Source organism: Streptomyces sp. NPDC001002 (assembly GCF_053599215.1).
Map to the genome: position 1 here is coordinate 20,477 of NZ_JBSFLV010000031.1, position 17,998 is coordinate 38,474.

Genomic DNA, 17,998 nt, shown 5'->3' on the forward strand with positions numbered 1-17,998 from the left:
CCTCTGGAGTCGCGTTGTACACCGCACACCCCGACCGCTACGCGGACATGCCCTACCGGCGCACCGGACGCAGCGGCCTGAAGCTCCCCGCGATCTCGCTCGGCCTGTGGCACAACTTCGGGCCCGACCGTCCCGTCGAGACCCAGCGGGCCATCCTGCGCCGCGCCTTCGACCTGGGCGTCACGCACTTCGACCTGGCCAACAACTACGGCCCGCCGCCCGGCGCCGCCGAGTCCGCCCTGGGCGAGGCGCTGACGGCGGACTTCGGCGGTCTCCGGGACGAGCTGGTGATCTCCACCAAGGCCGGCTATCTGATGTGGCCGGGCCCGTACGGCGAGTGGGGCTCCCGCAAGTACGTCCTGTCCTCGCTCGACCAGAGCCTGAGCCGCATGGGCCTGGACCACGTCGACATCTTCTACTCGCACCGCCCGGACCCGGAGACTCCCCTGGAGGAGACGATGGGCGCCCTGCACACGGCGGTCCAGCAGGGCAAGGCGCTCTACGTCGGCCTGTCCAACTACTCGGCCGAGCAGACCCGCGAGGCCGCCCGCATCCTCGGCGAGCTGGGCACCCCGCTGCTGATCCACCAGCCGCGCTACTCGATGCTCGACCGCCGCCCCGAGGACGGGGGCCTTCTGGATGCCCTCGACGAGCTGAAGGTCGGCTCGATCGTCTTCTCCCCGCTGGAGCAGGGCCTGCTCTCCTCCCGCTACCTCGACGGCATCCCGGAGGGTTCCCGGGCGGCGAGCGACAGCCCGTTCCTGAACTCGGACGCGGTCACCGAGGACCTGGTGGGCCGGCTGCGCGCCCTCGACGAGATCGCCAAGGGGCGCGGCCAGACCCTCGCACAGCTGGCTCTGGCCTGGGTGCTGCGCGGCGGCCGGGTGACCTCCGCGCTGGTCGGCGCGAGCAGTCCGCAGCAGATCGAGGACAGCGTCGCGACCACCCGCAACCTGGACTTCGACGCCGACGAACTGGCCCGCATCGACGCCATCGTCAAGCCGTAAGCCGCTCGCTGACCTCCCAGAGGCGGGCCGCCGCCACCGGGTCCACGGCGTAACCGAGGACGCCGGGCGTCTCCGCACCGGCGCGCCAGGCGTCCTCGTCCGCGGCGGCGACCAGCGGGCTGATGTCGCAGTTCTCGCAATAGTCCCCGCCCCGCCCGTCGAGCCGCGCGCTGGTCGCGCACCAGACACTGGTGGCCGCGCCCTGCTCGATCGTCTTCAGCTGCCGGGCGGGGTCGCGGACCGGGCGGCCCTCCTCGTCGACAGCTCCGGCCGCGCGGATGACGTCGTCGGAGATGTGCTTGGCGAGCCCGGTGTCGATGATCGTGCCCGGGTGCACGGAGAAGGCGCGTACGCCCTCGGCCCGGCCGCGCCGGTCCAATTCCACGGCGAAGAGCGCGTTGGCCGTCTTCGACTGGCCGTAGGCGACGAAGGGCTCGTAGGGCCGGTGCTCGAAGTTCAAGTCGTCGAAGTCGACGCCGGCGAAGCGGAAGCCACGCGACGAGACCGACACGACCCGCGCGCCATGAGCCGCCACAAGGGCCGGCCACAGCCGCTCCACGAGCTGGAAGTGCCCCAGGTGGTTCGTCGCGAACTGCACCTCGTATCCGCGAGCGTCCCGCGTCAACGGGGTCGCCATGATCCCGGCGCTGTTCACCAGGATGTGCAGCGGCCGCCCGGACGCCAGGAACTTCTCCGCGAAGGCGTCGATCGACGCCGGGTCCAGCAGGTCCAGGTGCGCGATCTCGACGCCGGGCACGTCCTTGAGCGCGGCGGCGGCCCGCTCCGGATCCCGCGCCGGTACGACGACCTCGGCACCGGCGTCGTGCAGGACGCGTGCCGTCTCAAGGCCGATGCCGGAGTAACCGCCGGTGACGATCGCGACCTTGCCGGTCAGGTCGATCCCCTCGATCACGTCCTCGGCGGTGGACGCGGCGCCGAAGCCGGAACCCACGGGCTGCTGTGCGGTGGTCATGTCTGATCTCTCCTCGATGTGAACCGTCCTGACCACCGTAGGACGCCGGATCCGCACGATGAATGCTTGAGGATCCGCATTACTTGCGTGATAGTTCGAGCATGTCCGCAGACCCGCTGTCCGACGCCCTCGCCGTCGCCGACGCCCGCAGTGTGCTCTCCGGCGGCTTCACGGCCGGCGGGGACTGGGCGATCAACCTGCGCGGCCGTGACCGGCTGAAGGTGAACGCCCTCGTGCGGGGCGAGTGTCTGCTGTTCCGCGAGGCGGGCGGTGAACCGGTGCGGCTCGCGGAGGGCGACATCGTGGTCTCCGACGGCGCGAAGCCGTACGTCCTGTGCAGTCGGCCCGGCATCCGGCCGCTGGACTCCGCCGACGTCACCGTCGACCCGGTCACCCGCATGGCCCGGCTCGGCGACGGTGAGACGGACGTCGTCTGCGTGTCCGGGCACATCGACCTCAGCCGCGACCGTGGCGACCTGCTGCGCCGGGCCCTGCCGGAACTCGTCCACGTACGGGCCGACATGGCCGAGGCCGGCGCGCTGCGTTGGCTCATCGGGCAGCTGTCGGAGGAGATGACCACGCGCAGGGCCGGGGTCGAGTTCGCCTCGGACCATCTCTCGCAGCTGATGTTCGTCCAGGTGATGCGCGTCTGCCTGACCGAGGCGGACGGGCTGCCGCCCGGCTGGCTGCGGGCGCTGGCCGACGAACGGCTCGCCCCGGCGCTGCGGTTGATGCACGAAGACCCGGCCCACCCTTGGCAGTTGGAGGAGCTGGCCCGGGCGGCCGCGATGTCCCGCACCACCTTCGCCGTACGGTTCAAGGAGGCGGCCGGGGTGCCGCCTCTGACGTACCTGCTGAACTGGCGCATGAGCCTGGCCGCCCGGTCCCTGAGGCAGGACACCGCCCCCGTGGCGGAGCTCGCCCGCTCCGTCGGCTACACCTCCGAGAGCGCCTTCAGCAACGCCTTCAAACGGACGGTCGGCGTGGCTCCGCGGCGGTACCGGGAGGAGGCCGCGGCGGTTGGGGAGGAGGCGGCGGCTAGGAGTTGAGCCGCTCTTCGAGGCGTACGGTCACCTGGTCGCCCTCCGCCTTGCCGATGGCCTTGCGCAGGTCGGCCTTCACGGGCAGTTTGTGCGTGCCGTCACCCAGGGCCATGAACGAGCTGCGGAACGGGTGTCCGTCGATCGTGCCGCGGACCTTGACCAGCCCGCGGGTGCCGAAGAACTCCACCGACCTCGGCCAGACCAGATAGGTCCAGCCGCCCTCGTTCGGGCTCTTGCGCAGGACCGCGGTGAACTCCTCGGCCAGCTTCTCGGTCGTCGTCATGATCGTCTCCTCGCTCCCGGCGGCCAGGTACGCGGCCGTGTGCTCTGCCGTGTACTCAAGAGACCACCGGGAGCGCGAAAACTCATCGCGGACGCCGGCCCTCAGGCCCCGGCGGGCACCCGGTCCAGGAAACCGAGCACGGAGCGGATCCGCCCGTCCGCGTCCAGTGTGATCACGTCGAAGCCCGCCACCGGCGCCGAGCCATCGGCCTCGTTCACCAACTCCCAGGCGAACCGGGCGGTTTCATGGTGACCGTCCACCGCGCCGGCGAGTTTGAAGGAGAATCCGGGGAACTGCTCGTGCGCCCCCGCGATCACGGCCGCGATCTGTTCGTGCCCGCTGACGTCCGTGAGGGGGTCGGTGTAGCCTCCGTCCGCGGCCCACGCGGTGGCGACCGCCTTCGCCAACTCCTCGGGTTCGCCCGCGTTCCAGGCCTCGAAGTAACGGGCGGCGGCAAGCTCGTAACGGTCGGTGTTCGCGGACATGGCGATCAGCCTCCATCGAGGTGGTCGTTGCTGGTCAGGACCCGTGGCCGCGCTCTCGGCGACCCGGTACGACCACCCTGCCCGGCCGTGCGCCGGACGTCGATTACCTCTCGGGTAATGACGGGACCCGTCGCGTTTCGGCCAACTCGACCTGTGAATATGCCAGGAGAGTGGCCGGAAATCCGTGGTGACAGTGTTTCGCAAGTGAACATACTCAACTGTTAGGAACTTCACATCGAGCGAAGAACCGATCACGCACAGCAGTTGGGTAAACCCAGAGCGACACCGCAGCACAGCACATGAGCCGCACCGAAAGCGAGGCCTGCCGACAGGCGTAGGAAGCGACGGGGGAGCGAACGTGCATGACGAGTTCTTATGCCACGTGACGGCATACGGCACCTGCGCGGGCGAGCGCATCGGTGTACCTCTGGGCACCTATCGCGCCCCGACCCTGGCTCTCGCCCTGTGGTGGCTGCGGGACCGCGCGAACTGGATCGCCGACCGTCTGGACCCCCTGCCCGAGGCCGAGCACTTCCCGCCCAGCTCACTCGTCCCGGTCGCGGACACCGTGCTCGACGTGCCCGCCGTGCTGCGTGCCTGGTGCGGCGATGTCACCCAACAGGAGCTGGTGGCCAACGAGTTGGCCGCCGGGCGGCTGGTGCGGATCGCCCTCTATGACGACACCACCGAGTACGAGCTGATGGCCGAGTCCATCGACGCGCTGCGGATGCAGCGGATGAGCCCCGGACTGTACGTGTCGGTCGGCTGACCGGCGGCCCGCTCGCCGCGCCGGGCGCACATGGGTACGAATCGGTAGAATTTCCCGCATGGCAGAGCGGGTGATCGCGCCGAGCGCGCCCGAACTCGTCCTGGAGACCGACACGGGCTCCACGGTGATGAGTCCGAGCCACGACTACCACGTCGGACGTGACCCGATGTGCGACATCGTCATCGATGACGCCCGGGTCTCCTGGCACCACGCGGTGCTGCGCCCCGAGGCCGACCACTGGACCCTCGCGGACGAGAACAGCACGAACGGCACCTACGCCGACGGCCGCCGCGTCCAGGAGTGGGGCGTCGGCGCGGGCAGCGTCATCCGCTTCGGCAACCCCGCCGACGGCCCCCGCGCCGTCCTGGTCGACCGCCCGGCACCGGCCCCGGAGCGCCCCTCGGCGGTCTCCATGCCCCGCCTCACCAGCACCTTCCGTCAGCCCACGACCGTACGACCGTTGCCCGCCCGCACCGTCCGCATCGGCCGCGGCCCCGACAACGACCTGATCGTCGACGACCTCGTCGCCTCCCGCCGGCACGCCGAACTGCGCGCGCTGCCCGACGGCACCTACGAGATCGTCGACGTGGGCAGCCACAACGGCACCTTCCTCAACGGCTCACCCGTCACCCGCGCCCCGCTCGGCCCCGGCGACATCGTCGGCATCGGCCACTCCGCGTTCTGCCTGGTGGGCGACGAGCTCCAGGAGTACGTCGACACCGGCGAGGTCTCCCTCGACGTCCAGGACCTCACGGTCGCCGTCGACCGGGGCCGCAAGACGCTGCTCGACCACGTGGCGTTCCCGGTGGGGGAGAAGTGCCTGCTCGCGGTCGTCGGCCCCAGCGGCGCCGGGAAGTCCACACTCCTGGGCGCCCTCACCGGCCAGCGCCCCGCCGACCACGGCACCGTCCTCTACGACGGCCGCGACCTCTACCGCGACTACGCCGAACTGCGCCAGCGCATCGGCCTCGTCCCCCAGGACGACATCCTGCACGCCCAGCTCACCGTCCGCAGCGCCCTGTCCTACGCCGCCGAACTGCGCTTCCCGCAGGACACCGCGAGGGCCGAACGGCGGGCCAGGGTCGACGAGGTGATCCGCGAACTCGGCCTGGAGGAGCGCGCGGGACAGCACGTCCACAGCCTCTCCGGCGGGCAGCGCAAGCGGGTCAGCGTGGCCCTGGAACTGCTGACCAAGCCGTCCCTGCTCTTCCTGGACGAGCCGACCTCGGGCCTGGACCCCGGCATGGACCGCTCGGTGATGCACATGCTGCGCGGCCTCGCCGACGACGGCCGCACGGTCATCGTCGTGACCCACAGCGTGCTGAGCCTGGACGTCTGCGACCGGCTCCTCGTCCTCGCCCCCGGCGGCAAGGTCGCCTACTACGGCCCGCCCGAGGACGCCCTCGCCTTCTTCGGCTTCGAGCAGTGGCCGGAGGCCTTCGAGGCCTTCGAACGGGACCGCGACCGCGACTGGGCGGGCGACTTCCACGTCTCGCCCTTCCACCGGCAGTACGTCGCCGACTCCTCCGCGCAGCCCCGCGTGGACCGGTCGGGTCCTGTGGTGTTCACCCCGCCGCCCCGCCCGCGCAGTCGAAGTGCCCAACTCCGCACCCTGATCCGCCGCTACACCGCCGCCCTCGCCGCCGACCGCACCTTCCTCGCCATCATGATCGCGCTGCCGTTCGTGATGGGCGCCATGGCCCGGGCCCTTGCGGGCAGCAAGCTGACGCAGGAGACCGCGATGAACGCGCTGCTCATCCTGTGCGTCGGCGGAGTCCTCACCGGAGCGGCCAACGCGGTGCGCGAGCTGGTCAAGGAACGCACCATCTACCAGCGCGAGCGGGCCGTCGGCCTGTCCAGATCGGCGTACCTGCTCTCGAAGGTCGTCGTGCTCGGCACGATCACCGTGCTCCAGGCGGTCGTACTGACCCTGGTGGCGCTGCTCGGCGTCGACCTCAACGCGCCCGGTGGCGAAGGCGTGTTGATGCCACCCCTTGTCGAAATCACCGTGGCGGTGGCCCTGTTGGCCTTCACCGCGATGATGCTCGGCCTGCTGGTCTCGGCCCTGGTGCGCAAGGAGGAGGTGACGATGCCGCTGCTCGTGCTGCTCGCCATCGTCCAAGTCGTCTTCTGCGGCGCCCTGTTGAAGCTGCACGGCGTGCCGGGCCTGGAACAGCTGTCCTGGCTGGTGCCCTCCCGCTGGGCGCTCGGCGCGATGGCCGGCACCGTCGGACTGTCCCGGATCGTGCCGGGCGAACTGACCGGCGACCCGCTGTTCCGGCACTCGACCGGGGTCTGGCTGCTCAACATCGGCATGCTGATCGTCCTGTCGGCGGTCTTCGGCTGGGCGGTCTCCCGGCTGCTGCGCCGGCACGAACCCGCCGTGATGCGGAAGTAGGGGTGGCCGCCCGATGACGACCCCCGGCTTCCGGCCCACCCACGTCGTCCCCCAGCACGGCATGCCCGCCTGGGAGGCCCCCGACCCGGCCCGCCCCACCATGCCCCTCGACCCGCTGCTGCCGGTCCAGCTCGTCGAGCGGCGCGGCGACTGGGGACACGTGCAGTGCGCCAACGGCTGGTCGGCCTGGGTCGACGGCCGCCATCTGGTCGCCGTACCCCAGGACCCGCCCACCACCGGCGACCCCGAGGCCCGCACGGCCGACCCGCGCCCCCTCATCGCCCGCGCCGAACAGACGCTGGCCCACTACCGGGCCGCCGTCGAGGAGTTGGCGGGCGGCGGCCTCGACGGTGAGACCTTCCGCGTCCGCACCCGGGGCCTGCGGATCGGGATCGTCGTCGACGGAGAGTCGGTGTGGCTCTACGACACCGACCACGGCCGCTGGGTCTACGGCGACGGAACCCGCCTGAGCACCTACGCGACGGACGACGGACCCCGCGCCGCCGCACCGGACCCCGGCCACGGCCGAGCCGCGGCACCGGACCCCGGCCACGCCCCCACCCAGGTCGTGAGCCCCGATGGCCCGTGACACGAGCCTCTTCTCCGGCCGCCCCTCCGAGCTGATCGGCCGGCAGGTCGCCGGCTACCGCATCGAGCGCGAGATCGGCCGGGGCGGCATGGCCGTCGTCTACCGGGCCCGCGATCTGCGCCTGGACCGCGCGGTCGCGCTCAAGCTGCTCGCCCCGGAACTCGCCCGCAACGACACCTTCCGGCTCCGCTTCACCCACGAGTCCCGGGCCGCCGCGGCCATCGACCACCCGCACATCGTGCCCGTCTTCGAGGCGGGCGAGACGGACGGCGTCCTGTACATCGCCATGCGCTACGTCGAGGGCAGCGACCTGCGTCATCTCCTGGACCGCCAGGGCCCGTTGGCGCCGCCCGCCACCCTGCGCATCGCCGCCCAGGTGGCCTCCGCGCTGGACGCGGCGCACGACCACGGCCTGGTCCACCGGGACGTGAAACCGGGCAACATCCTGGTCGCCCGCGGCACCGACAGCGACCACCCCGAGCACGTCTACCTCACCGACTTCGGCCTGACCAAGAAGTCCCTCTCCCTGACCGGCTTCACCTCGGTCGGCCAGTTCGTCGGCACCCTCGACTACGTGGCCCCCGAGCAGATCTCCGGCCGCCCGGTCGACGGCCGCTGCGACGTCTACGGCCTGGCCTGCGTCGTCTACGAGTCCCTGGCGGGCCGCCCGCCCTTCCGCCGCGACGACGACATGGCTCTCCTGTGGGCCCACCAGTACGACGAACCGCCCCCGCTGACCGAATCCCGCCCCGACCTCTCCGCACCGGTCGACGCGGTGTTCGCCAAGGCCCTCGCCAAGTCACCCGACGACCGCCACGACTCCTGCCTCGCGTTCATCACCGCCCTGCGCTCCGCCACGAACGGCGAAGTGCCGGATGCCCACCCGCCGACCGAGGTCGACCTGCGCGTGGTGGCCCCCGGGAAGGAGCGCCCCGCACCGCCACCGCGCTGGGCGGCGCCGGTCTTCGGAGGCCGTCGCTAACGCCCGGCCCGCGCACCCCGCCGTCGCACCGGCTTCGCCAGGAGCGCGCCCAGGAAGCCCGCCACCAGTCCCCACGCGAGGGCGAGGCCCAGCGCGGACCACACCTTGGGCTTGAGGAACAGGTCCCCGGACAAGCCGCCGCCCAGGTCGCCGATGCCCAGGACGGAGAGCCCGTAGTGGGCGGAGATCCGGCCGACCAGGCAGATCATGAGCACGGTCAGCGCGAGGGCGACGGCCATGTGCAGGGCGTGCTGCCAGGCGCGGACCCGGGCCGGGGAACGGGCGGCCATCACGAACGCCGCGGCCAGCAGCAGGACCGCGTCGACGGCCACCAGCCACCACACGTTGCCGTCGTGCTCGGCGAGGGTGCGCACGTTGAGCGTGGAGACGTCCGGGGTGCGCAGCGCCTCGTCGAGGACGTGCGGCATGGGCAGGCCGAACGGTCCCTCCACCCGGCCGCTCCACGTGACACCGAGGCCGAGCGTGAAGGCGAGCCAGACCAGGTTGGGCAGACCGAGCAGGAGCACGGCGAGCGTCTCGGGGGCATGCCCCTTCGTCGCCGCGGTCACCAGCGCGACGACGGCGCCCAGAGCGACGTACGCGAGAAGTAGGACGACCATGGCGTACGCGGCCGGTCGGACCGACTCCTGGAAGCGCAGCAGGCGTCCCGGCAGCGGCGCTCCGCGTGAGACCAGCAGAGACAACACCAGTACGCCCGCCAGCCACAGCAGGCCGAAGAACAGGGTCTGCGGCACGTCCGTCGTGAAGCCGACTTTGGGCGAGGCGTCCAGGAGGTCGCCGAGATCGCCGAGCGTGCTGTCACCGACCGAGAGCTTGAAGGTCTGCCGGGCGCCGAAGGCCAGGCCCAGCAGCGCGAGCAGCCACAGCACGGCGAGCCGCACGGCCCAGCCGACCAGTTCCGGCGTCCCGGCGACCGCCCGGTGCCGCAGCGGCCGTAGAAAGCCCACGGCGAGGACGAGAGCGCCGGCGAGGGTGACGGAGAGCGGGATGACCGTCAGGCCCGCCTTGGTGTCGGCGAGATCGCCGGCGTTCCCGGAGAGCTCGATCGTGCCGCCGACCGCCGTGACCACCGTCGCCGCGACGACCCGCGGGAAGGCGCCGTCCGGAAGATCCGCCGCCCCGGCCGCCCACAGCCCCAGGGCCGCGACGACCCCCATCACAAGGATCGGGGCCAGTACCGCGGCCAGTGCCTGGAGCCAGCCGTGGCGGGCGAATGCCTGGTGGGAGGGGGTTCGGAGGCTCACTCTCGCCACGCTAGACAGCCTCGGCGCGGCCCGCCCGCCGGGAGGGCCGTCCGCGTCGGCTTGCGAGCGACACCGAACCGGAGCACACAATGGGCACAAGGCATGACATTGCGGCCAAATCGGGGCGAGCCGCAGGAACCGCGTCGGGAAGAAGACCTCGTGAGCGTCGAACCGCCGTCATCCGGCCGCCCCACAGGCCCGCCCTCAGGACCCCTGTCGGGCCCCTCCGAGCCGCCCTCGGGTCCGCCCTCCCAGCCACCCGGCAGCAGCGGTGGCACACCGTCGCCGGAACCCCACCATCCCTGGTGGAAGTCCGCGCCCCGGGTCGCGATCATCGCCACCGTCGCGGTGGCCGCCGTGGTGCTGGGCCTCGTGTTCTCCCGCTCCGACGGCAGTTCGAACAGCGCCTCGGACAGCGGCGGCGAGGTCTTCCTCCAGTCCGCGGCCAAGACGGGCCCCGATCCGTTCACGGAGTCGACGGCCAAGGACAGCTCGGCCGCGCCCGTCTCCGCGAGCCCGGCCACCGAATCGGCGCCCGCGAACGCGGTACGCGGGGTCGACGGCGGAGCGGCCGGACTCTACGGCGGCAGCCTCAACGTCTCCGCCTGTGACGTGGAGAAGCAGATCAAGTCCCTCCAGGCGAACCCGTCGAAGAACCGGGCCTTCGCCTCGGTCGAGGGCATCCAGCCCGACCAGGTCCCGAGCTACCTGCGCTCCCTCACGCCCGTGCAACTGCGTATGGACACGCGCGTCACCAACCACGGCTACCGCAACGGCGCCGCCACCAGCTACCAGGCCGTCCTCCAGACCGGTACCGCCGTCCTCGTCGACGGCCACGGCGTGCCCCGGGTCCGCTGCGCCTGCGGCAACCCGCTCACCCCGCCCGTCGCCCAGCGGACCGCACCGAAGCCGACGGGCGACTCCTGGGCCTCGTACCGCTCCTCGAACGTCGTCGTGGTCACCCCCGCACCGCAGATCATCAACATCTTCGTGATCTACGACCCCCACCACGACCAGTGGATCGCCCGGCACCGCGGCGACACGGGCCACAAGGACGAGCACACCAAGCCGCCGGTGGACCATCCCTCGCCGTCGGTCAGCGTGTCCACCCCGACCTCGCCGTCGACCTCGACGTCCGACTCCCCGTCGCCGTCCCCGTGCGTCTCCTCGCCCACCGCGAGCCCCGGCACCGCGACCCCTTCGGGCAGCCCGTGTCCGTCGACGTCGACCGCCCCCTCCTCGAAGACACCGTCCTCCGAACCGCCCACCAGCGAGCCGGAGTCGTCGGGTTCCTCGGCCTCCGAGCAGCCGATCGCCCCGGACACGGCAGACACGACGACGGCCTCGAACTCCTCCGCGCCGGGGCTCGCGTCGACGTACAGTGCTCCGGGGTCGTCCGCCACCACACCGGCGTTCTGAGACGAACGGGACACACCGGGACTGCGCGGCGCGGCTCGGGGTACGAGCACTGGTGCAAGAGCGTCCGGCCAGTCCGGCTTCCGAGAGAGAAACGCATGACCGAGCACGTGGGCGGGGCAGTGGTACCGACGGGGTTCGACGTGCCCGTGGAACCGCTGCGGCGCGCCGCGCACTACACGGGTGAACCGGGATGCATCGCCGAGGCGCGGTCCTTCGCCGCGCTCTTCGTCGAGCAACTGCGGACCGAGTGGTGCGCCATGATCGACGACCGCGTCCGGGACGAGCTGCTGCTCGTCGTGAGCGAACTGGTCACCAACGCCGACCGGCACAGCAACGGGCCGTACATCCTGGAGCTGGAGGGCACCGACACGGCGGTGACCGTGTGCGTCTGCGACAGCAGCGCCGCGCTTCCGCACCGGTTCCCGCGGGACCCGCAGCGCATCGGCCGGCACGGCCTGGAGATAGTGCACGCGCTGGCGGCCCGGATCAGCGTCGAGCGGGTGCCGGTCGGCAAGCGCGTGAGCGCGGTGCTGCCGTTGAACGGCGAGTGAGCCGACTGCTGTTTGTCGCAGGGCAGACGACAGAGCGACCGTCCCGCCGCCCGGTCGGCGGCTGAGACGGTCGCTCTGTGCGTCGGACGTAGTTGTCAGGCGTAGTCGAGCTCGCCCAGCATGCCTTCACGCAGTCGCGTGATGATCCGCTTGATCAGCCGGGACACATGCATCTGCGAGCAGCCGAGGCGTTCGCCGATCTCCGCCTGGGTGGCTTCCTCCACGAACCGCATATGGATGATCTGCCGGTCGCGCTCGCCGAGTTCGGCCATCAGCGGGGCGAGGGACTGGCAGTCCTCGACGAGTCGCAGCCCGTCCTCCTCCACGCCGATGAAGTCGGCGAGGACGGACTCGCCGCCCTCCGCTCCGTCGCCGGTGAGCGCGGCGTCCAGGGACGAGGAGTTGTAGCCGTTCGAGGCGATCTGGCCCTCGATGACCTGGCTCTCGGAGATGTTCATGAGCGTGGCGAGTTCGGCGACCGAGGGCTCCCGGTCCAGCCTGCTGGCGAGTTCCTCGCGGGCCTTGGCCAGCTCGACGCGCAACTCCTGGAGCCGGCGCGGTACATGCACCGCCCAGGTCGTGTCACGGAAGAAGCGCTTGATCTCGCCGACGATGTAGGGGATCGCGAAGGAGGTGAACTCGACCTCCCTGGACAGCTCGAACCGGTCGATCGCCTTGATCAGACCGATCATCCCGGTCTGGACGATGTCCTCCATGTCGTCCCCGCGCCCCCGGAACCGCCCGGCGGCGAAACGGACCAACGACATGTTCATCTCGATCAGCGTGTTGCGCGCGTACTGGAACTCCTCTGTGCCCTCTTCCAGTTCGCTCAGCCGCTGGAAGAACTGGCGGGACAGCTCGCGCGCGTCACGCGGGGCGACGGCCCGCGGCTCGGCGATTCCCGGCAGCCGTGCGCCACTCGTGCTGGTCCCGGCGGTCCTCTCCCTGACCTGTGCCTTTGACCGGTTCACGGCGGTGTCCATTACCTCTCCCACGAAAGTCTCGGCCCGGCGGCGGTCCGCCGGCCTCGGTTCCTTCGCAGAGCGGGTACCCCGGGTCCGGGATCCCATGCCCAACAACCTTCGGGAAAAAGAAAACTGACCGCGGCTTCACCCAGAGCGGAACGCCGACCTCTTCCCCTGGAGTCGAAGATATCTAGGCTGAAGAGGGTGAGCAGCCAAGCGCCGAACGAAGCCCGAGTCATCCCCCTGCGTCCCGCGCGGCCGGCCGACTCCCCAGCGCCGGGGCGGGCCCCCGAGGCGCCGGTGACCCCGGTCACCCCCGCGCCGAGGGAGCCGCTGTGGCGCGACCTGGTCGGTGACGTCCTGCGGCGCGAGCGGCTCGCCCAGGAGCGCACACTCAAGGACGTGGCCGACGCGGCCCGGATCTCCATGCCCTACCTCTCCGAGGTGGAGCGCGGCCGCAAGGAGGCCTCCTCCGAGGTCCTCGCGGCCGCCGCCCACGCCCTGGGCCTCGGCCTCGGCGACCTGCTGTCGCTGGCGCACGGCGAGCTCACCCGGATCGAGAGCCGCCGGCAGCGCAGGAGCCGCGGCGCGTCCACCTCGTCGTACGACGGGCTGTGCCTGGTCGCCTGAGACGGTCCGCGGGCCGGCGTCTCACACCCGTGCCAGGCGCCGGCTCACCACCTCGTCCGCCAGTCCGTAGGCGACCGCCTCCTGGGCGGTGAACACCTTGTCGCGGTCCATGTCCGCGCGCAGGGTCGCGATGTCGTGGTGGGTGTGCCGGGACAGCACCTCCTCGACCTGCGAGCGGATCCTGACCATCTCCTTGGCCTGCAGGGCCAGATCGGAGACCGTGCCCTGCCGGCCGCCGCTGGCGGGCTGCCCGAGCAGCACACGCGCGTGCTCCAGCACGAACCGGCGTCCCGGATCCCCGCCGGCCAGCAGGACGGCCGCCGTGGACGCGGCCTGTCCGACGCAGAACGTCGAGATCGGTACCTGGACGTAGGTCATCGTGTCGTAGATCGCCATCAGCGAAGTGAACGAGCCGCCGGGCGAGTTGAGGTAGATCGCGATCTCGTTGTCCGGGGCCGCCGACTCCAGATGGAGGAGTTGGGCGATGACGACGTTGGCGACGCCGTCGTCGATCTCGGTGCCGAGGAAGATGATCCGCTCGGACAGCAGTTTGCTGAACACGTCGTAGGACCGCTCGCCCTGCGGGGTCCGCTCGACGACGTTCGGAATCGTGTAGGTCCCCATGTCACAGCCCCATCCGTCGTCGTGCGGCGGCCGGGCGGATGTCGGCGAGCGACTCCAGGACCCGGTCCACCATGCCGTACTCCTTGGCCTCCTCGGCCGTGAACCAGCGGTCGCGGTCGCCGTCCCGCGAGATCGTCTCCGGGCTCTGGCCGGTGTGCTCGGCGGTGATCCGCTCGATGGTCCGCTTGGTGAAGTCCAGGTTGTCCGCCTGGATCTCGATGTCCGCAGTGGTGCCGCCGATGCCCGCCGACGGCTGGTGCATCATGATCCGAGCGTGGGGGAGGGAGTAGCGCTTGCCGGCCGTGCCGACGCTGAGCAGGAACTGGCCCATGCTCGCCGCGAACCCCATCGCGAGCGTGGACACGTCGTTCGGGATCAGCCGCATGGTGTCGTAGATGGCGAGCCCCGCGTGGACCGAGCCGCCCGGGCTGTTGATGAACAGCCCGATGTCGGTCCGCGGGTCCTCCGCCGACAGCAGGAGCAGCTGGGCGCAGATCCGGTTGGCGGAGGTCTCGTTGACCTCGGTCCCGAGGAACACGATCCGCTGACCGAGGAGTTGGGAGGCGAGGTGGTCGTCGAAGCGGGTGGGCGGGGATTCGCCCTCCTCGGCCTGGGGTGCGGTGAGGGGAGTCATCGGTCCTCCTGGGTTGTTCGGTCGAGGCGTTGTCGCCGTCGACTCCACTCTTGGCCCAGGTCGGCGCGTCGATGCGCTTTCTCTGCCCGCGGCAGATTCGCCACGGGCAGAGCGCGTCCTCAGTCCTTCTCGCGCAGCTGCCGGAAGAACGCCCGCACGTCCGTGACCAGTAGGTCCGGCTCTTCCATCGCGGGGAAGTGACCGCCTCGGTCGAACTCCGTCCAGCGGACCAGGTTCTCGGTCCGCTCCGCCTTGTGGCGCAGGGGGAGTTGGGGCTCGGCCGGGAAGACGGCGACGGCCGTCGGGGCGGCGGACGGCTCGGTGGGGCGGGCGGCGCGGCCGGTGGCGTGGGCGCGTTCGTAGTAGATGCGGGCCGCCGAACCGGCTGTGCCGGTCAGCCAGTACAGCATCACGTTGGTGAGCATCCGGTCCCGGTCGACGGCGTCCTCGGGGAGCAGGTCCGAGTCCGTCCACGCCTGGAACTTCTCGACGATCCAGGCGAGTTGGCCGACCGGCGAGTCGGTGAGCGCGTACGCGAGGGTCTGCGGCCGGGTGGACTGCAGGACGGCGTACCCGGTGCCCTCGCGCGACCACTCGCTCCAGCGGCGCCACGACAGGAGCGCCCGCTCCTGCTCCTCCGTGTCGAGGGTGTCCAGCTCGTCGGGGGTCGGTTCGGTGGACTGCTGCCCGCCGGGCAGCAGATTCAGATGTACGCCGATCACGCGGTCGGGGTGGGCGCGCCCCAGTTCGCGGGAGATCGCGGCGCCCCAGTCGCCGCCCTGCGCCCCGAACCGCTCGTAGCCGAGGCGCCGCATCAGCTCGGCCCACGCGTCGGCGATCCGCCCGGCCTCCCAGCCGAGGTCGGCCGGCGGCCCGGACAGCCCGAAGCCGGGGATGCTCGGCACCACGACATGGAACGCGTCGGCCGCGTCCCCGCCGTGCGCGACCGGGTCGGTGAGCGGTCCCACGATGTCCAGGAACTCGACGATCGAGCCCGGCCAGCCGTGCGTGATGATCAGCGGGGTGGCGTCCGGCTCCGGCGAGCGGACGTGCGCGAAGTGGACGTTCGAGCCGTCGATCGTGGTCGTGAACTGCGGCCACTCGTTGAGCAGCGCCTCCGCCGCCCGCCAGTCGTACGCGTGCCGCCAGTGCCGGACGAGTTCGCGCAGATAGTCGGCCGGCACGCCGTACGCCCAGCCGGTGCCGGGCAGCTCGTCCGGCCATCGGGTGCGGTCGAGACGGTCGTGGAGATCGTCGAGGTCGCGCTGCGGGATGTCGATGCGGAAGGGACGGATGCTCTCGGCGGGCGAAGACGTCATGGTGGGGAGCCTAGTTCGGGGCCGGGAGACGGCCATCCGGATTACCTTCCGCTCGACCGATGAGTTCGGGGCAGCGGACCGGTCGATACAGATGACGGCGTTCCACGCAGCTGACCGTGTTCCACGGACTGCGTTCCATCCACCCCGCTCCACCGCCCAGGAGGTGCACATGACCACCGACGGATTCACCACGTGTCTCTGGTTCGACGGCCAGGCCGAGGAGGCCGCGCACTACTACGTCTCGGTCTTCAAGAACTCCAGCGTCGGCAAGGTGGCCCGCTACACCGAGGGCGCCATGCAGCCGGCCGGCACGGTCCTGACCGTGGAGTTCACGGCCAACGGCCACAAGTTCCTCGCGCTCAACGGCGGCCCCCAGTTCAAGTTCAACGAGGCCGTCTCCTTCATGATCGACTGCGCGGACCAGGAGGAGGTCGACTACTACTGGACCAAGCTCATCGAAGGCGGCGGCGAGCCCGGCCCCTGCGGCTGGCTCAAGGACCGCTACGGCCTGTCCTGGCAGGTCGTGCCGGACCGCCTGGAAGCCATGATCAGCGACCCGGACACGACGAAGTCGTCCCGCGCGATGGCCGCGATGATGAAGATGGGCAAGCTCGACATCGCGGCCCTGGAGAAGGCGTTCGCGGGCGAGTAGCCCTCTCGGTGGCGGGGCGCACGCAGCCCTAGCGCTCGGTGGCCTCCGGCGGCCGGCCCGACCCCTCCGCGTCCGCGGCGAGGGCGGCCCGGCCGCCGGCCGCCAGCAGGGCGAGCACGGCGAGGACGGCCAGCAGGACCAGGGCGAGGAGTACGACGGTCAGTACTGTCGGGTCGTTCCACAGGGCGAAGACCAGCGCCACGACGAGCAGCGCGCCGAGTGTGATCCAGCGGCGGTGCGCCTGAGCCAGCGTTCCGGCGCGACCGGCGTGGATCTGATGGCCGTACGCCCAGGTCGCCGCCGAGTCGGCCGTGCGCTCGGACGTCCTGCGGACGGCGACCGGCAGCCGGCCGGGGCCGATCAGATAGGCGCCCAGCGCGATCACCACGCCCAGGACGACGGCCGTGCGCAGGCTGAACTTCAGAAAGCGGAGCAGGGTGTCGAAGATCTCCGCCGCGGCGGCCGGTGACTGGATCTGCGCCGGGAGATGGTCCAGGTAGTACCGGCGCGCCACGACGAGGGCGATCCCCACGAGCAGCGCGGCGAAGGCCGCCCCCAGGGCGGTACGGGCCAGGGCGCGCCGACGCTCGCGTGCCAGCAGCACACCCGACGCGCCGAGCACCACCAGCAGGACGGGCAGCCAGTTCCCGACCACGTCCAGCAGCCGCGCGCCACCCCGGATGCGATCCAACTGGTCGGACCGGAGGAGCACCAGCTCCTTCTCCACCTGCGGGATCTTGTCCGCCGGCGCCAGTCCCTCGGCCACCAGTTCCTTCTTCACCTGGTCGACGGCCGCCCCGACGTCCAGCGTGACCGTGCCCTCGTCGACGCCGACCGCGCCCCGGCCCTCACCGGTGAGGGCGTGCACCACGGCGTCGTGGGCGGTCCGGTTGGCGGACGTCCACACCTTCGCGAAGGCGTCGCTGCGCACGACCCGGGTCACCACCTTCTTCACCGCCTCGTGCACGGCGTCGTCCACCTGCGGACCCAGCATCCGCACGGCGGCCGCGGCCCGGGACGGCAGACCTTGCGACTCCAGCCAGGTGGAGATGTCCCCGACGGCCTGCGTGCCGTCCACGCGCACGGCCACAGCGTCGGTGATCCGGTGTACGGCCGCGTCCCGTACGCCGGGGCGCGTCGCCAGCGGGGACACGGTCGCCACATAGCGGTCGGTGTCGAGGGCGATGTCGTGCACCCAGGTGGCGAGCAGGGCGACCGGGACCAGGACGCAGGTCAGCACCAGGAGGATCGCGGAGGTGATGGCGCGGGCGATCCGGCCGGGCCGGGGTCTGTGTGGGCCGGGATCCTGCGGGGCGCTCATGGTGCCTCCCGGTTCCGTCCGGCCGTCCGCTGCCCCCATTCCCGCCGGAGCTCAGGACGTCGGCACGCCGGGAGGGGCCGTACGGGCGA

The 17,998-nt window shown here is 71.4% G+C and carries 19 protein-coding genes; 10 read left to right on the forward strand and 9 right to left on the reverse strand.

What is annotated here, in order from left to right; genetic code table 11:
* Window positions 1-14 precede the first annotated feature (14 nt).
* Entirely contained in the window at window positions 15-1,007 is a 993-nt protein-coding gene (locus tag ACWDR3_RS16540; RefSeq protein ID WP_450353184.1) for an aldo/keto reductase, read from the forward strand.
* Here the strand turns inward: ACWDR3_RS16540 and ACWDR3_RS16545 are convergent.
* Entirely contained in the window at window positions 997-1,980 is a 984-nt protein-coding gene (locus ACWDR3_RS16545) for an oxidoreductase (protein ID WP_450353185.1), read from the reverse strand. The two genes, ACWDR3_RS16540 and ACWDR3_RS16545, sit on opposite strands and share 11 nt — an antisense overlap.
* Before the next feature lie 101 nt (window positions 1,981-2,081).
* Between ACWDR3_RS16545 and ACWDR3_RS16550 the strand changes: the two genes are divergently transcribed.
* Entirely contained in the window at window positions 2,082-3,029 is a 948-nt protein-coding gene (locus ACWDR3_RS16550) for an AraC family transcriptional regulator (protein ID WP_450353186.1), read from the forward strand.
* Here ACWDR3_RS16550 and ACWDR3_RS16555 read toward each other — a convergent pair.
* On the reverse strand, window positions 3,019-3,306 hold the full coding sequence (locus tag ACWDR3_RS16555) for a DUF1905 domain-containing protein (protein ID WP_450353187.1): 288 nt from the start codon (window positions 3,304-3,306) through the stop codon (window positions 3,019-3,021). The two genes, ACWDR3_RS16550 and ACWDR3_RS16555, sit on opposite strands and share 11 nt — an antisense overlap.
* Before the next feature lie 101 nt (window positions 3,307-3,407).
* Window positions 3,408-3,791 carry a nuclear transport factor 2 family protein gene (locus tag ACWDR3_RS16560; protein WP_450353188.1) on the reverse strand — a complete coding sequence of 128 codons (384 nt, stop codon included), beginning with the start codon at window positions 3,789-3,791 and terminating at the stop codon, window positions 3,408-3,410.
* Between the two features lie 358 nt (window positions 3,792-4,149).
* Between ACWDR3_RS16560 and ACWDR3_RS16565 the strand changes: the two genes are divergently transcribed.
* From ACWDR3_RS16565 to ACWDR3_RS16580, 4 genes are read left to right on the forward strand one after another with little or no spacing between them, the layout of a single operon-like run.
* A complete protein-coding gene (locus ACWDR3_RS16565) occupies window positions 4,150-4,560 on the forward strand; it encodes a hypothetical protein (RefSeq protein ID WP_401723667.1) in 411 nt (136 codons plus the stop codon).
* Between the two features lie 58 nt (window positions 4,561-4,618).
* Window positions 4,619-6,958, forward strand: coding sequence for an FHA domain-containing protein (locus tag ACWDR3_RS16570; protein ID WP_450353189.1), 2,340 nt, complete (start codon window positions 4,619-4,621; stop codon window positions 6,956-6,958).
* A 13-nt stretch (window positions 6,959-6,971) separates the two neighbouring features.
* On the forward strand, window positions 6,972-7,547 hold the full coding sequence (locus ACWDR3_RS16575; RefSeq protein ID WP_450353190.1) for a hypothetical protein: 576 nt from the start codon (window positions 6,972-6,974) through the stop codon (window positions 7,545-7,547).
* Entirely contained in the window at window positions 7,537-8,529 is a 993-nt protein-coding gene (locus ACWDR3_RS16580) for a serine/threonine-protein kinase (protein WP_450353191.1), read from the forward strand. The genes ACWDR3_RS16575 and ACWDR3_RS16580 overlap by 11 nt, the downstream gene beginning before the upstream one ends.
* Here the strand turns inward: ACWDR3_RS16580 and ACWDR3_RS16585 are convergent.
* Window positions 8,526-9,794, reverse strand: a complete 1,269-nt coding sequence (locus ACWDR3_RS16585; protein ID WP_450353192.1) for a streptophobe family protein — start codon at window positions 9,792-9,794, stop codon at window positions 8,526-8,528. The genes ACWDR3_RS16580 and ACWDR3_RS16585 overlap by 4 nt on opposite strands.
* 159 nt (window positions 9,795-9,953) lie before the next feature.
* Between ACWDR3_RS16585 and ACWDR3_RS16590 the strand changes: the two genes are divergently transcribed.
* Together ACWDR3_RS16590 and ACWDR3_RS16595 are read left to right on the forward strand one after the other, a co-directional pair.
* A complete protein-coding gene (locus tag ACWDR3_RS16590) occupies window positions 9,954-11,213 on the forward strand; it encodes a DUF6777 domain-containing protein (RefSeq protein ID WP_450353193.1) in 1,260 nt (419 codons plus the stop codon).
* Between the two features lie 95 nt (window positions 11,214-11,308).
* The gene (locus tag ACWDR3_RS16595) at window positions 11,309-11,764 is read left to right on the forward strand and encodes an ATP-binding protein (protein ID WP_450353194.1); all 456 of its coding nucleotides are present in this window, start codon (window positions 11,309-11,311) and stop codon (window positions 11,762-11,764) included.
* Between the two features lie 95 nt (window positions 11,765-11,859).
* On the opposite strand, the gene ACWDR3_RS16600 is transcribed toward ACWDR3_RS16595, so the two are convergent.
* Window positions 11,860-12,747, reverse strand: a complete 888-nt coding sequence (locus ACWDR3_RS16600; protein ID WP_450353195.1) for an RNA polymerase sigma factor SigF — start codon at window positions 12,745-12,747, stop codon at window positions 11,860-11,862.
* 186 nt (window positions 12,748-12,933) lie between these two features.
* Between ACWDR3_RS16600 and ACWDR3_RS16605 the strand changes: the two genes are divergently transcribed.
* Entirely contained in the window at window positions 12,934-13,359 is a 426-nt protein-coding gene (locus ACWDR3_RS16605) for a helix-turn-helix domain-containing protein (protein WP_450353196.1), read from the forward strand.
* Between the two features lie 21 nt (window positions 13,360-13,380).
* Here the strand turns inward: ACWDR3_RS16605 and ACWDR3_RS16610 are convergent, their stop codons facing one another.
* The 3 genes from ACWDR3_RS16610 to ACWDR3_RS16620 all read right to left on the reverse strand — a co-directional run bounded on the left by ACWDR3_RS16610 (window position 13,381) and on the right by ACWDR3_RS16620 (window position 15,936).
* Entirely contained in the window at window positions 13,381-13,983 is a 603-nt protein-coding gene (locus tag ACWDR3_RS16610) for a ClpP family protease (RefSeq protein ID WP_124001343.1), read from the reverse strand.
* Between the two features lies 1 nt (window position 13,984).
* Window positions 13,985-14,617: a ClpP family protease gene (locus ACWDR3_RS16615; RefSeq protein ID WP_450353197.1), complete on the reverse strand. Its 633-nt coding sequence runs from the start codon at window positions 14,615-14,617 to the stop codon at window positions 13,985-13,987.
* Window positions 14,618-14,736: 119 nt separating this feature from the next.
* Window positions 14,737-15,936, reverse strand: coding sequence for an epoxide hydrolase family protein (locus tag ACWDR3_RS16620; protein ID WP_450353198.1), 1,200 nt, complete (start codon window positions 15,934-15,936; stop codon window positions 14,737-14,739).
* Between the two features lie 169 nt (window positions 15,937-16,105).
* On the opposite strand from ACWDR3_RS16620, the gene ACWDR3_RS16625 reads away from it, so the two are divergent.
* Window positions 16,106-16,588 carry a VOC family protein gene (locus ACWDR3_RS16625; protein WP_450353199.1) on the forward strand — a complete coding sequence of 161 codons (483 nt, stop codon included), beginning with the start codon at window positions 16,106-16,108 and terminating at the stop codon, window positions 16,586-16,588.
* Between the two features lie 28 nt (window positions 16,589-16,616).
* Here the strand turns inward: ACWDR3_RS16625 and ACWDR3_RS16630 are convergent, their stop codons facing one another.
* Window positions 16,617-17,909, reverse strand: coding sequence for a hypothetical protein (locus ACWDR3_RS16630; protein WP_450353200.1), 1,293 nt, complete (start codon window positions 17,907-17,909; stop codon window positions 16,617-16,619).
* Window positions 17,910-17,998: the final 89 nt, after the last annotated feature.